The 12140-nt window shown below is 66.8% G+C and carries 11 protein-coding genes; 7 read left to right on the top strand and 4 right to left on the bottom strand.

The features are described 5' to 3' along the window. Positions 1–183 precede the first annotated feature (183 nt). On the top strand, positions 184–933 hold the full coding sequence (locus KXD98_RS08535) for a TetR/AcrR family transcriptional regulator (protein WP_260763283.1): 750 nt from the start codon (positions 184–186) through the stop codon (positions 931–933). 10 nt (positions 934–943) lie between these two features. Here KXD98_RS08535 and KXD98_RS08530 read toward each other — a convergent pair whose 3' ends face one another. From KXD98_RS08530 to KXD98_RS08520, 3 genes are all read right to left on the bottom strand, one after another. Beyond that, entirely contained in the window at positions 944–2119 is a 1176-nt protein-coding gene (locus KXD98_RS08530) for a thiolase family protein (RefSeq protein ID WP_260763281.1), read from the bottom strand. Between the two features lie 77 nt (positions 2120–2196). Further along, positions 2197–3072 (bottom strand): enoyl-CoA hydratase/isomerase family protein, encoded by an 876-nt coding sequence (locus KXD98_RS08525; protein WP_260763279.1) that lies wholly within the window; start codon positions 3070–3072, stop codon positions 2197–2199. A 27-nt stretch (positions 3073–3099) separates the two neighbouring features. Continuing rightward, a complete protein-coding gene (locus tag KXD98_RS08520; RefSeq protein WP_260763278.1) occupies positions 3100–3876 on the bottom strand; it encodes a FadR/GntR family transcriptional regulator in 777 nt (258 codons plus the stop codon). 95 nt (positions 3877–3971) lie between these two features. Here KXD98_RS08520 and KXD98_RS08515 point away from each other — a divergent pair, with 95 nt between their 5' ends. The 6 genes from KXD98_RS08515 to KXD98_RS08490 are packed head-to-tail and all read left to right on the top strand — an operon-like array spanning position 3972 to position 10936. Continuing rightward, positions 3972–4769: an enoyl-CoA hydratase/isomerase family protein gene (locus KXD98_RS08515; protein ID WP_260763276.1), complete on the top strand. Its 798-nt coding sequence runs from the start codon at positions 3972–3974 to the stop codon at positions 4767–4769. 13 nt (positions 4770–4782) lie between these two features. Further along, the gene (locus tag KXD98_RS08510) at positions 4783–5589 is read left to right on the top strand and encodes an enoyl-CoA hydratase/isomerase family protein (RefSeq protein ID WP_260763271.1); all 807 of its coding nucleotides are present in this window, start codon (positions 4783–4785) and stop codon (positions 5587–5589) included. Positions 5590–5594: 5 nt separating this feature from the next. After that, positions 5595–6377, top strand: a complete 783-nt coding sequence (locus tag KXD98_RS08505; protein WP_260765069.1) for an enoyl-CoA hydratase/isomerase family protein — start codon at positions 5595–5597, stop codon at positions 6375–6377. Next, positions 6377–7822 (top strand): class I adenylate-forming enzyme family protein, encoded by a 1446-nt coding sequence (locus KXD98_RS08500; RefSeq protein ID WP_260763270.1) that lies wholly within the window; start codon positions 6377–6379, stop codon positions 7820–7822. Before KXD98_RS08505 ends, KXD98_RS08500 begins: the two co-directional genes overlap by 1 nt. Continuing rightward, complete coding sequence (locus KXD98_RS08495) at positions 7819–9402, top strand: class I adenylate-forming enzyme family protein (RefSeq protein WP_260763268.1); 1584 nt, start codon at positions 7819–7821, stop codon at positions 9400–9402. The genes KXD98_RS08500 and KXD98_RS08495 overlap by 4 nt, the downstream gene beginning before the upstream one ends. Further along, entirely contained in the window at positions 9395–10936 is a 1542-nt protein-coding gene (locus KXD98_RS08490; RefSeq protein ID WP_260763266.1) for a class I adenylate-forming enzyme family protein, read from the top strand. Before KXD98_RS08495 ends, KXD98_RS08490 begins: the two co-directional genes overlap by 8 nt. Here KXD98_RS08490 and KXD98_RS08485 read toward each other — a convergent pair. Then, positions 10913–12097, bottom strand: a complete 1185-nt coding sequence (locus tag KXD98_RS08485) for a CaiB/BaiF CoA-transferase family protein (RefSeq protein ID WP_260763264.1) — start codon at positions 12095–12097, stop codon at positions 10913–10915. The two genes, KXD98_RS08490 and KXD98_RS08485, sit on opposite strands and share 24 nt — an antisense overlap. Positions 12098–12140 lie beyond the last annotated feature (43 nt).

Below are 12140 nucleotides of genomic sequence, written 5' to 3'. Positions count from 1 at the left end.
GTAAACTGGCGAAGCGGTGCCGGGAAGGCCGACCCGGTGCGCCACGGTAAGGTCGGGCCCTCGGCAACCCGGCAACGAGACGGCAAAGTCGCAGTTCAGCCTAACGCTATCGGCGGGCCCCGGCCAGGCTCATCAGGGACCGCCGCCCCACACACGCGTCGAGACGATGGAGGTGTCCTTTCAGTGGCAAAGCAGGCGACTGCGGAGAAGCGGCAACGGCGCGAACGCGGGTCCATCAATCCCGACGACATCATCAAGGGCGCGTTCGAACTCGCCGAGGACGTGGGCATCGACAACCTGAGCATGCCCCTGCTGGGCAAGCACCTCGGCGTCGGGGTGACCAGCATCTACTGGTACTTCCGCAAGAAGGACGATCTGCTCAACGCGATGACCGACCGGGCGCTGCGCGAGTACGCGCGCTTCGTCACGCCCTACGTGGAGGCCAACGACTGGCGCGAAACGCTGGCCAACCATGCCCGCACCATGCGACAGACTTTCATGGGAAGCCCGATTCTGTGCGACCTGATCCTGATCCGCTCCGCGCTGAGCCCTCGCGCGGCCAAGCTCGGGGTGCAGGAGGTCGAGAACGCGGTCAACAGCCTGGTGGAAGCCGGCCTGACCCCCGAGCAGGCATTCGACACCTACTCGGCGATGTCCCTGCATGTGCGGGGCGCGGTGGTGTTACGCCGACTGCGCGAGAAGAACCTGGCAGCCAACGAGGGACCGGGTGACATCGACGACTCGTTGTCCTTCGACGCGGAAAGCGCGCCACTGCTGGCCGCGATCACGGCGCAGGGCCATCACCTCAGCGGGTCCGACGACCGCAACTTCGAGTACGGCCTGGAGTGCATCCTCGAACACGCCGCCCGACTGATCGAGCAGAACAAGGCGCCGTCGCGCAAGCCGTCCAAAACCGCCGGCCGCAAACGCTAGACCCCGCGGATCAGACCTCGACGACGACGGCGCCGCCCTGCCCACCGCCGGCGCACATGGCGGCGACGCCGATGCCGCCGCCGCGTCGCTGCAGTTCGTAGACCAGCGTGGTGACCATGCGCGCACCGGACGCGGCGATCGGATGCCCCAGGCTACAACCGCTGCCGGAGAAGTTGACCAGTTCTTCGTCGATGCCGTACTCCTTGCAGGCCGCGATCGGCACCGAGGCGAAGGCCTCGTTGATCTCCCACAGTGCGATGTCCGACGGCTTCAGGCCTGCGCGGTAAAGTACCTTGCCGATCACTCGCACGCCGCCCAGGCCGGTATCGCGCGGCGCCACCCCCACCGCCCCCCAGGCACGAACTTTGGCCATCACGTTCAGTCCGTTCGCCGCGGCGTAGTCGGCCTCGACGAGCGCGACCCCGGCCGCGGCATCGTTGGTGCCGCTGCTGTTGCCCGCGGTGATCGAAAAACCCTCGATCTCCGGGTGCAGCACCTTGAGCCCGGCCAGCTTCTCGACGGTGGAGTCACGACGCGGTTGCTCGTCGACGCTGAAATCGATCACCGAGCCGTCGAACTGGGTCACCTTCAGGCCCACGATCTCGTCGATGAACTTGCCGGCGTCGATGGCGGCAACGGCACGCTGGTGCGACCGCGCCGCCCAGGCGTCCATCTCCTCGCGGGAGATCCCGGCGGACTGCGCGGTGTTCCAGCCCACGGTGATCGACATGTCCCTGGTCGGAGCGTCGGGCGTTTCCACGTGCGTCGGCGGCATCCACCGCTCTTCGAACTTCAGCTCGGGACCCGGGATGCGCCAGTTGACCAGCGGCGTCATCGACAGCGACTGCACGCCACCGGCGATCAGTACCCGCTCCATCCCGGAGCCGATCTGGGCCGACGCGTTGCCGATCGCGGTCAGGCTGCCGGCGCAGTGCCGGTTCACCGACTGCCCGGGGACGTGCTGCAGGCCCGCGGCGTCGGCCGCGTAGCGCGCGAGATCACCGCCGCCGTAGTGGGATTCGGCGAAGATGATGTCGTCGATGTCAGCGGGGTCGACACCGGAGCGGCGCACGACCTCGGGCAGCACCGTGGTGATGAGTGTTTCGGGTGGCGTGTTGACCAGCGTGCCCTTGAAGGACCGGCCGATAGCCGTTCGTGCGGCACCGACGATGACGGGTGTAGGCATGGTATCGACCTCGATTTCGAAGACAGAACGTTACAAAACTAGCAGAAGGTGTAGCGCAAACAGTAGAGTGAGCCAGCTCACTCCGGCTCGGCGACGTGGAAATGCTCGTCACGCAGCCGGAACGCTTCCTTGGTCCCGACCTGCGCACGCGTCTTGACGAAGTTGAACTCACCGGGCGCGAACTGCAGGTTCGTGCCGTACGCGTGGAACAGGTAGCTGGCCACTTCCTCCCCCTGGTAGGCCTGACTCTGTTCGACCAAACGGAACGCCTCCTTGGCGATCACCACACCGTCGGCCGGCATCTTCGCGGCCTTTTCGGCCCAGTAGCGGGCCCGCGCGGGCACCGACGCCGCGTCACAGGTGTCGGTGAAAACCCCCAGGTGCTCGATTTCGGCCGCGGTGATGATGTCGCCGGTGAGCAGCAGTTTGCGCGACAGCACCGGACCGAGCCGGTGGAAGAACATGTGCAGACTGCCCAGCGCCGGGCCCAGGAAGCGGGTGGCGGGCATGCCGATTCGGGCATCGCGTCCGATCACTGAGATGTCGGTCATCAGCGCCATCTCGAACCCACCGCCGAGCGCGTAGCCGCTGATTTCGCCGACGGTGACCTTCGGGAAGCCCATCAGGTTGTGATAGAAGCTGAAGGTCTTACGGTCCACCGTGAGTCGCCGGCGCTGACTGGGCCGGCGCTTGGCCTGCTCGGAATCCGGACGTCCATACCAATCGTAGGCGTTGTTCATGTCCGCTCCGGTGCTGAAGACGCCGCCGGCACCGCGCAGCAGCACCACGGTCAGGTCGTCGTCGTCGGCGACGTCATCGAGGTAGCGGGCCAGTTGCTCGCGCATCGCAGCGTCGTAGGAGTTGCGCTGGGCCGGGTTGTTCAGCGTGATGGTTGCGATCCGCTTGTCGCGGTCGACGTCGTAGAGCACACGGTCATCGGCGGCGGTGGTCATGGTTCATCCTGTTCTGTCGGATCCGATTCACCGGCTGTGATTCGAAATGAGCTTGGCTTCAATCGTTCTGCTGGACGCTTCGGCCAGCGTGTTGCGGCGCGCCACTGCCAGGTGGTTCTGCGCCAACCGGGTCGCGCGTGCCGAATCGCCGTCGACGATGGCATCGAGCAACCGATGGTGGTCACGCAACGCCGCGCGCATGGTGCGCGGTTTCAGCGGGTCGCCGGGGTTGCACTCGTCGCTCCACACCGACGACTCGTGGGTCGACCAGATCACCTCAAGCGCGCCGATCACCAGGATCATCGGCTCGTTGCCGCAGTGCTCGACAATCGCTTCGTGAAACCGGCGGGCGTTGGGCACGTAGCGCGACGTGGTGTCGAACTGTTCGATCTGCAGGTCGATCGCGGCCTGCAGGTGTGGCACCACTTCGGCCATCCGGTCCTCGCGCGCCGCGCACATACCCGCGCAGATCGGCTCGAGATGCAGCAGCGCGGCACTGACGTCAGTCGGGGTGGCCGCCCGCGTCTGTAACACCATCCCGATCAGCTGAGCGGCGCGGTCGGCGGACGGCAGATGCACCACTGCTCCCCCGACGTTGCCGCGTCGCACCGAGATCAGGCCGTCGGACTCCAGGATGTGCAGCGCTTCGCGGACCGCGGGCGGGCTCACGCCGAACTCGGCGAACAGAGATTCCTGTGACGGCAGCACGTCACCTTCTTTGAGGCGCCCGGTGAGGATGTCGTCACGCAGTCGGGACGCTACGAGTTCTGCGACCCGTGGCTGACGAATACGATGCGCCGACACTGTTCCGCGGCCAGCCTTTCCTTGCTAAGTTGTACATGATAGTAATCGATGCGCTAACTGTATGGCTATCTATATAGCCGCCGAAAGGTAGGCCGGTGCCCGACGACGGCGCGGTACATCAGACCCGCAGCGACACCGTTCTGCGGATCACGCTGGATCGGCCGGACCACCGAAATTCATTGACCCATCAGATGATCGGCGAGCTGGTCGACGTCCTCACCCGGGCAGCAACCGACGATTCGCTGCGCGCGGTGCACCTGAGCGGCAACGGCGGGAACTTTTGCGCCGGCGCCGACTGGGTGGCCACCAACCGTGACGACCGCCGACGGCGGACCGGAGATCTCACCCGGCGCGTCCCGCTGACCCACAACCGCATCGTCGAACTCCTTGCCACCATCCAGCTCCCAGTCGTGTGCAGCGTGCAGGGATGGGCGGTCGGGCTGGGCTGCAACCTCGCGCTGGCTGCCGACTTCACCGTCGCCGCCACCGACGCCACCTTCTGGGAGCCGTTCATCGCACGCGGCTTCACTCCGGACTCCGGTGCCACGTGGCTGCTCCCGCGCCTGGCCGGGTTGACCCGAGCCAAACGCATGCTGTTGCTCGGCGAGAAGATCTCGGGCAGGCAAGCCGCCGACTGGGGCCTCATCGACCAGGCGGTCCAGCCCGGCGAGGTCGAGGCTGCCGCCGAGGAACTCGTGGCCAGGCTGGCCGCAGGCCCGACGGTGGCCATCGGCCTGGCCAAGCAGACGATTCAGAACAGCCTGCACGAAACATTGCCCCGGTCGATGAACCAGGAGCTGGCAGCTCTCGAACTATCCTGCCGGACAGCTGATTTCAAAGAGGGACTGGCCGCGTTCCGGGAGCGTCGAGCTCCCGACTTCCAAGGCCGGTAGCAGAAGGGACCGCATGAGCGACTACGACACCATCACCTACGAGGTCGACGGGCACAAAGCCACGATCACGCTCAACCGCCCCGAGGCCCTCAACGCTTTGTCGCCGCACATGATCGACGAACTGCGCAGCGCGTATGACGAGGCCGAGAACGACGACAACATCTGGCTGATGATCGTGACCGGAACCGGGCGGGCGTTCTGCACCGGCGCCGACGTCACGGAGATCCCCGACGACGGGAAGGTCATCTACCAACGGCCCTACCTGTCGACCTACGACCAGTGGGAGGCGCCCCAGGAGGGCACGCCCCCGTTTCGCCGGATGGCCAAGCCGGTGCTGGCCGCAATCAACGGGATCTGCTGCGGTGCCGGGCTGGACTGGGTCACCACCGGCGACATCGTGATCGCGTCGGACCAGGCAACCTTCTTCGATCCGCATGTGAGCATCGGATTGGTGGCCGCCCGCGAGATGGTGCGACTGGCGCGTGCGCTGCCCCGCTCGGTCGCGTTGCGAATGGCGCTGACAGGCAAGCACGAGCGGATGAGCGCCGAGCGGGCCTACGAACTCGGCATGATCACCGAGGTGGTCCCGCACGACACGCTGCTCGAGCGCGCCCACGAGATCGCCGACATCGTCAACTCCAACGCACCTCTGGCGGTGCGCGGTACCCGTCTGGCGATTCACAAGACCCTCGATTTACCGCTGCTGGAGGGAGAGATCCTGGCGGAGACGTTCCGCGAGCGGGTGGTGCGCACCGAAGATGCCCAGGAAGGCCCCCGTGCGTTCGTCGAGAAGCGAACCCCGAACTGGCAGTGCCGATGAACGCCATGACGTTCGAGACCATCCTGCTCGACCTGGACTACGACTGCCGGGTCGCGACGGTCACGCTGAACCGGCCCGAGTCGCTCAACGCGTTCAACCGCACGATGTGCGAGGAGATGCGCACCGCATGGCACACCATCAAGGCCGATGAGGGGATCAATGCCGTCGTGCTGCGCGCCGCCGGCGACCGCGCGTTCAGCGCCGGCCTGGACATGAAGTCCCGCTACGGTCAGCCCGAGATCGTATGGAACCACGAGGATCCCGGCGAATTACTGAGCCCGAAGTGGCAGAAGATGTGGAAACCAGTGGTGTGCGCCGTACAGGGTATGTGCACTGCCGGAGCGCTGTACTTCGTCAACGAGGCCGACGTCGTGATCTGCTCCGCGGGTGCGACGTTCTTCGATTCTCATGTCAGCGCGGGACTGGTGTCGGCACTGGAGCCGGTCGGGTTGATGCGCCGGATCGGGCTGGGTGACACGCTGCGAATGGCTCTGATGGGCAACGACGAACGTGTCGGCGCGGACACTGCGCTGCGCATCGGTCTGGTCACCGAAGTGGTCTCCGAGGAGGAACTGTGGGCCCGTGCGCACGAGATCGCGACCACGATCGCCACCAAACCCCCGACCGCGACCCAAGGCACCGTCAAAGCCATCTGGGAATCCCTGGACAAGCCCTACCGCGCGGCGATGGACCAGGGACTGATCTACACCCGGCTGGGCAACCCGCTGGCCACCGCAGAGCTCGCCCAGCGGGGCGCGCCGGGGAAGAAGCCACCACGGATCCGCTGATGACACACCCGCTCTCGCAACGCATCGAGGATGTCTTCGATCTCGATCCGGACGCGCCCGGCATGCAGTTCGATGGCGACTGGTTCACCTGGGGACAGCTCGCGACGCTGGCCCGGCACGTCGGCGCCGTCGCGGGCACGGGTCGCGTCGGGATCATGCTGCGTAACGAACCGGCCCATGTCGCCGCATTGCTCGGAGTGCTGGCCACCGGCGGCACCGCGGTCGTGATCAACCCGGCCCGCGGTGACGAGCGCACCCGCGCCGACATCGCCGCACTGCAGCTACCAATACTGATCGGGCTGTCCGCCGACCTCGCGACCCTGGCCCCACAGACCCCGGCGACGGTGGTGACACTGCGCGATCTCGACACCGCACCGGTAGTCACCGAGGGCTCAGGCACCGCCGATCCCGGTCGGCCCGGCGTGGCGGTGTGGATGCTGACCAGCGGGACCACGGGGCCTCCCAAACGCGTAGACCTGACCTACGACATGCTGGCCCGCAGCGTCATCGGCAACGAACCGGAGAAGGCCGCTGGCCCCACCGAACTGCGTCGGGGCGTAGCCATCGTCAACTCGCCGCTGGTGCACATCGGCGGAGTGTTCCGGGTTCTGCTGTGCATCGCCGAGGCGCGCCCGTTCGTGCTGCTGCGCCGATTCGACCTGGGCCAGTGGGCCCGTGCGGTCCGCGATCACCGGCCCCGGGCGGTCTCGTTGGTCCCCGCCGCGCTGCGCATGGTGTTGCATTCCGACCTGACCCGCGACGACCTGGCCGGTGTGTTGGCCGTGACGTCAGGGACCGCTCCCCTGTCGGCCGACGATGCCGATGCGTTCACCGAGAAGTTCGGCATCCCCGTGCTGACCTCCTATGCAGCAACGGAATTCGGCGGCGGAGTCGCCGGCTGGACGCTTGCCGATCACCGGAAACACTGGCACGCCAAGCGAGGAAGTGTGGGCCGCGCCAATAAGGGTGCCCAACTTCGGGTCGTCGACGAAGCCGGGCAGCCATTGGCGCCTGACCAGCCCGGGCTGCTGGAGGTCAGACCCCCTCAGCTCGGTCCGGACAGTGACTGGATGCGCACCACCGACCTGGCCCGCATCGATGCCGACGGCTTCCTGTGGATCCTCGGCCGGGCCGACCAGGCCATCATCCGCGGAGGTTTCAAGGTTCTGCCCGATGATGTCCGCGCCGCATTGGAGAGCCACCCCGCGGTGGCCGGTGCCGCGGTGGTCGGCGCACCGGATTCCCGGCTCGGGGAGACACCGGTCGCTCTGGTGGAGTTGCGCACCCACGCCCACACCGATCCCGACGAGCTCACGGCCTACCTCGACACCCGGCTGGCACGCTACGAGATCCCCACCGAGATCGTCATCGTCGACACGATTCCCCGCACTCCTTCCGGCAAGCCCGACCTCCACGCAGTCCGGTCGCACTTCGCGCGGGTATGACACCCACGCCGCCGTCGCAGCCGACCGTCGCCCACACGCTGCACGCGCGGAAAGGCCTCGGCGACAAACCGCTGCTGATCTGCGACACCGACCAGCTCAGCTACCGGGACGCCGAGCGTCGCTCGGCCGCGCTGGCCCGTCGACTGGTCGGCCTGGGCGCCGGCAAGGGCACTCACGTCGGCGTGCTGTACCCCAATGGCAGCGCCTTCGTGGTGGCAATGCTCGCGGCGGCCCGGATCGGGGCAGTGGTCGTGCCGTTCTCCACCTTCGCCGTGACCACCGAGCTGCAGGCCCAGCTGATAGCTTCCGATGTGTCGATCTTGTTGGCTGCGCGTCGATTCCGCAACCACAACTACATCGACCGGATCACTGCGGCACTACAGAGACCGGCATCGGACATCGACAGCCAGACCGCGGTTTACACCCCCGCGGCTCCCGTCCTAAGACATGTGCTCTTCGACACCGACACCGCGACGCTGCACCCAGCCGAGGATCGAGTCGCCGGGCTCGAGGACGCCGTCGACGCCGCCGATCCGATGGCGATCATCTACACCTCCGGATCCACCGGTCCCCCCAAAGGTGCCGTGCACACCCACGGCGCACTGTTGGCACATCAACGCAACCTCAACGAGATTCGCGGCCTGAGCTCGCACGACGTGCTCTTCTGCAACTCCCCGTTCTTCTGGGTCGGAGGTTACGCCTTCGGGTTGCTGGCCACGCTGGTCGCCGGTGCCACGCTGGTGTGCTCGAATGCCGAGGACGCCGGCGCCACCCTGGACCTGATCGAGGAGCACCGGCCCACCATCACCAATGGTTTCGTCGCCGCGGTGACCCACCTGACCGAGCACCCCAGCTATGCAGACCGGGTGTTCACCGCCACCCGGGGCAACCTCTATCCGATCATGGCCGAGCACGCCCGCCCCGCCGACCCCGCGCTGCGGCACAGCATGCTCGGTATGACCGAGGCCGGCAGCGTCGTCCTGCTCAGCGGCGACGAAACCGACCAGCCCGAGCATCGACGCGGATCGTTCGGCACCCCGGCACCCGGATTCCAGACCCGCGTGGTCGATCCCGCGACCACCGAGCCGGTCAGCGTCGGCGAGATCGGCGAACTATGGCTTCGTGGGCCGTATCTCATGCAGCACTACCACGGTCACAACCGGGAGGACTGTTTCGATCCGGACGGCTGGCTACGCACCGGAGATCTGGTCCGCACCGACGCCGAGGGCTTCTACTACTTCACCGCGCGGGCGGGCGCGATGATCAAGACCGCGGGCGCCAACGTCACCCCCGGCGAAGTCGAAGCCGCGTTGACCCGGGTGCTGACCGCGGCCGGCCACCCGGCCACCGTGCACGTCGTCGGGCTGCCTGACCCGACACGCGGTGAGATCGTCGGCGCCGTCTTGGCTTTCGACGGCACTCCCAGCGTCGAGGTCGAGACTGTCCGCGCGGGACTTCGCCGGGAACTGTCGGCATACAAGATCCCGCGCCGGTGGCGAGTCTGCCGCCGAACTGACCTCCCGCTGTTGCCCAGCGGAAAAGTCGACCTCTGCGCGTTGAGACCGTTGTTCGATGACTGAGGACACCGTCGACGCCACGCTGCGCCGGCAAGCCGCGCTCCGGGGCCACGAACCCGCGGTGATCGACCCCGATGACCGCGCGACGTTCTTCGAGTTGGACAAATCCACCCGCTCACTGGCTGCGGGACTGCTGCAGGCGGGCGTCAACCGGGGTACCCGGGTCGGCTTGCTGATGCCCAACGGCGTGGACTGGATCCGACTTGCGTTCGCCGTCACCCGCATCGGTGCCGTACTGGTGCCGTTGAGCACGCTGCTGGCACCGCGCGAACTGCTGGCACAACTGCGCCGGGCATCGGTGCAGTACCTGATCAGTATCGACGAGTTCCGCGGTCATCGCTATCGGCAGACCGTCGACGCACAGCTGGCCGAACTGCCCGCCCTACAGCAGGTATGGACCGCACGGCAGGCCCTGTCACTGCCCAGGACCCCGGTCACCGACAACGTCGTCGACGGTGTCGGCGCGGGCGTGCGGCCCAGCACGGAGTTGGTGATCATGTTCACCTCCGGCAGCCGCGGAGCGCCCAAAGGTGTGGTGCACAGCCACGGCAACGCGCTGGCGGCGGTACGCTCCGGGCTGGCTGCACGCTGCGTCACCGCACAGTCCCGGCTCTATCTGCCCATGCCGCTGTTCTGGGTCGGCGGGTTCGGTGCCGGTGCATTGACCGCACTGGTCAGTGGCGCCGCTCTGGTCACCGAAGCGATTCCCACTCCCGAGTCCACGCTGCGGTTGCTCGCCCGCGAACGCGTGACGTTGTTTCGCGGCTGGCCCAGCCAGGCCGAAGCATTGGCCCAGCACCTCGAGTCGGTGGACGCCGACTTGTCGGCGCTTCGGCCGGGGAGCTTGGAGGCGTTGTTTCCCGAGCACCTCCGCAGCGCGAAAGGCGCTCGGGCCAACCTGTTCGGCATGACCGAGTCGTTCGGCCCTTTCTGCGGTTTCGCTGCCGACACCGACATGCCGCGGTCGGCATGGGGCAGTTGCGGAAAGCCGTTCCCCGGCATGCAGGTGCGCATCGTCGACCCGGACACCGGTGTCGCCGTGGCGCCCGGTGAGGTGGGAGAGATCCAGATTCGCGGCCCGCACGTGTTGCGCGGGATCCTCGGACGCACCCGTCAGGAGGTGTTCACCGCCGACCAGTTCTATCCGACCGGGGATCTGGGCCATTTCGATGCCGACGGGTTCCTGTTCTATCACGGCAGATCCGACGATATGTTCAAGGTGAGCGGGGCCACCGTGTACCCCGCCGAGGTTGAGGACGCGCTGCGCAGCATCGACGGGGTTCGCGCCGTCGCCGTCACCGATGTCCCGGGCCCCGACGGGCCCCAGGTCGCGGCCCTGATCGCCGGGAACGGCACGGTCAGCTCACTGCGGACAGCTGCGCGAAAGCTGCTCAGCAGCTTCAAGGTTCCCACCGTCTGGAAGCTCATCGACGACGACACCGAGATTCCTCGCGGTGCCACCGGCAAAATCGATGTCACCGCTTTACGGGCCAGACTGACCTCACCCGGCGACTCAGACGATCCCGCGCTGCCGTAGGGTGGCGATCTCGCCATCGGTGTAGCCGAGCTCGGTGAGCACGTCATCGGTGTGTTCGCCCAGTAACGGTGCCCGGCGCCGGATCTCGCCGGGCGTTGCCGATAGCCGGAACGGCGTCTCGATGATCGGCACGTCTTTGTCGGCGCCGGGAAACGGCACTCGCTGCAGGTAACCCATTGCCTGTACATGCGGGTCGTCCAGTACACCCTGCGGTGAAAGCAACGGGGCAGCAGGTAGTTTCGCTGCCTGAAGCTCGGCAAGAATGTCGGTTCTGAATCGTTGCGCGCACCATGCCGCCATGATGTCGTTGAGTTCGTCGCCGTTCTCCCAGCGCAGGTCGTCATCGGCGAACCGGGGATCGTCGAACAGGTCCAGTCGCCCGACCAGTCGGCACCAGCGCTTGAACATCGCCTGGCCGGCCACCTGCAGCAGCACCCAGGCGTCGTCCTTGGTGCGGTACAGATCGCAAGGGGCGACCGACCCGCCCTGATTTCCCATCCGCGGCTTGTCGCGTCCCGACAGGTCTCGGTCGATGAGAAACGCATTCGACATCATCATCGCCGTCGGGAGCAGAGCGCCTTCGACGTGCTGCCCCTGACCGGTCTGTTGGCGGTGGTACAGCGCCATCATCACGCCGATGGTCAGTGTCAATGCGGTGCCGAAATCGGCGTACGGCACCACCGTTCGGATGGGCAGCTCCGGTAAGCCCTGGCGGTAGACCGCGCCGGACATCACTTGACCGGCGCCGTCGAACCCGATCTGGTCGCTGTAGGGACCGCCTTCCCCGTAGGCTGTCGCGCTGGCCAGGATGATGTCGGGTTTGATCGCGCGCAGCGTCTCGTAATCCAGGCCATTGGCCCGCATCCCCGCCGACGGCATGTTGGCCACCACGATGTCGGCCCGCTCGACGAGCCTGCGGCTGATCTGCCGGCCCTGGTCGGTCGTGGTGTCCAGCGTCAGCGACCGCTTGTTGCGGTTGCACTGCAGGAAGGTGCCGCCCTCCCCGCTGTCGGTGACCGACTGCACCCAGCGGTCCTCGCCGCCCTCACGCTTCTCGACGCGCACCACATCGGCGCCCATGTCGGCCAGCAGAGCCGAGCACCACGGTGCGGCGATGAACCGGCCGTAGTCGAGGACGCGGATACCCTCTAGGACTGCCATCACCCTCCTCTCCTCTGGCGAGCAGACACCAAATCGCCTATAT

Origin of the sequence: Mycobacterium sp. SMC-4, from assembly GCF_025263265.1 — a bacterium.
Taxonomy (GTDB): Bacteria; Actinomycetota; Actinomycetes; order Mycobacteriales; family Mycobacteriaceae; genus Mycobacterium.
This window is presented reverse-complemented; position numbering and strand designations above follow the sequence as displayed.

What these genes read in the sequence shown, in the direction of transcription:
- KXD98_RS08530 (WP_260763281.1), bottom strand. Translation starts at nt 2,119, where the DNA reads ATGCCTACACCCGTCATCGTCGGTGCCGCACGAACGGCTATCGGCCGG.
- KXD98_RS08525 (WP_260763279.1), bottom strand. Translation starts at nt 3,072, where the DNA reads ATGACCACCGCCGCCGATGACCGTGTGCTCTACGACGTCGACCGCGAC.
- KXD98_RS08510 (WP_260763271.1), top strand. Translation starts at nt 4,783, where the DNA reads ATGAGCGACTACGACACCATCACCTACGAGGTCGACGGGCACAAAGCC.
- KXD98_RS08505 (WP_260765069.1), top strand. Translation starts at nt 5,595, where the DNA reads ATGACGTTCGAGACCATCCTGCTCGACCTGGACTACGACTGCCGGGTC.
- KXD98_RS08500 (WP_260763270.1), top strand. Translation starts at nt 6,377, where the DNA reads ATGACACACCCGCTCTCGCAACGCATCGAGGATGTCTTCGATCTCGAT.
- KXD98_RS08495 (WP_260763268.1), top strand. Translation starts at nt 7,819, where the DNA reads ATGACACCCACGCCGCCGTCGCAGCCGACCGTCGCCCACACGCTGCAC.
- KXD98_RS08490 (WP_260763266.1), top strand. Translation starts at nt 9,395, where the DNA reads ATGACTGAGGACACCGTCGACGCCACGCTGCGCCGGCAAGCCGCGCTC.
- KXD98_RS08485 (WP_260763264.1), bottom strand. Translation starts at nt 12,097, where the DNA reads ATGGCAGTCCTAGAGGGTATCCGCGTCCTCGACTACGGCCGGTTCATC.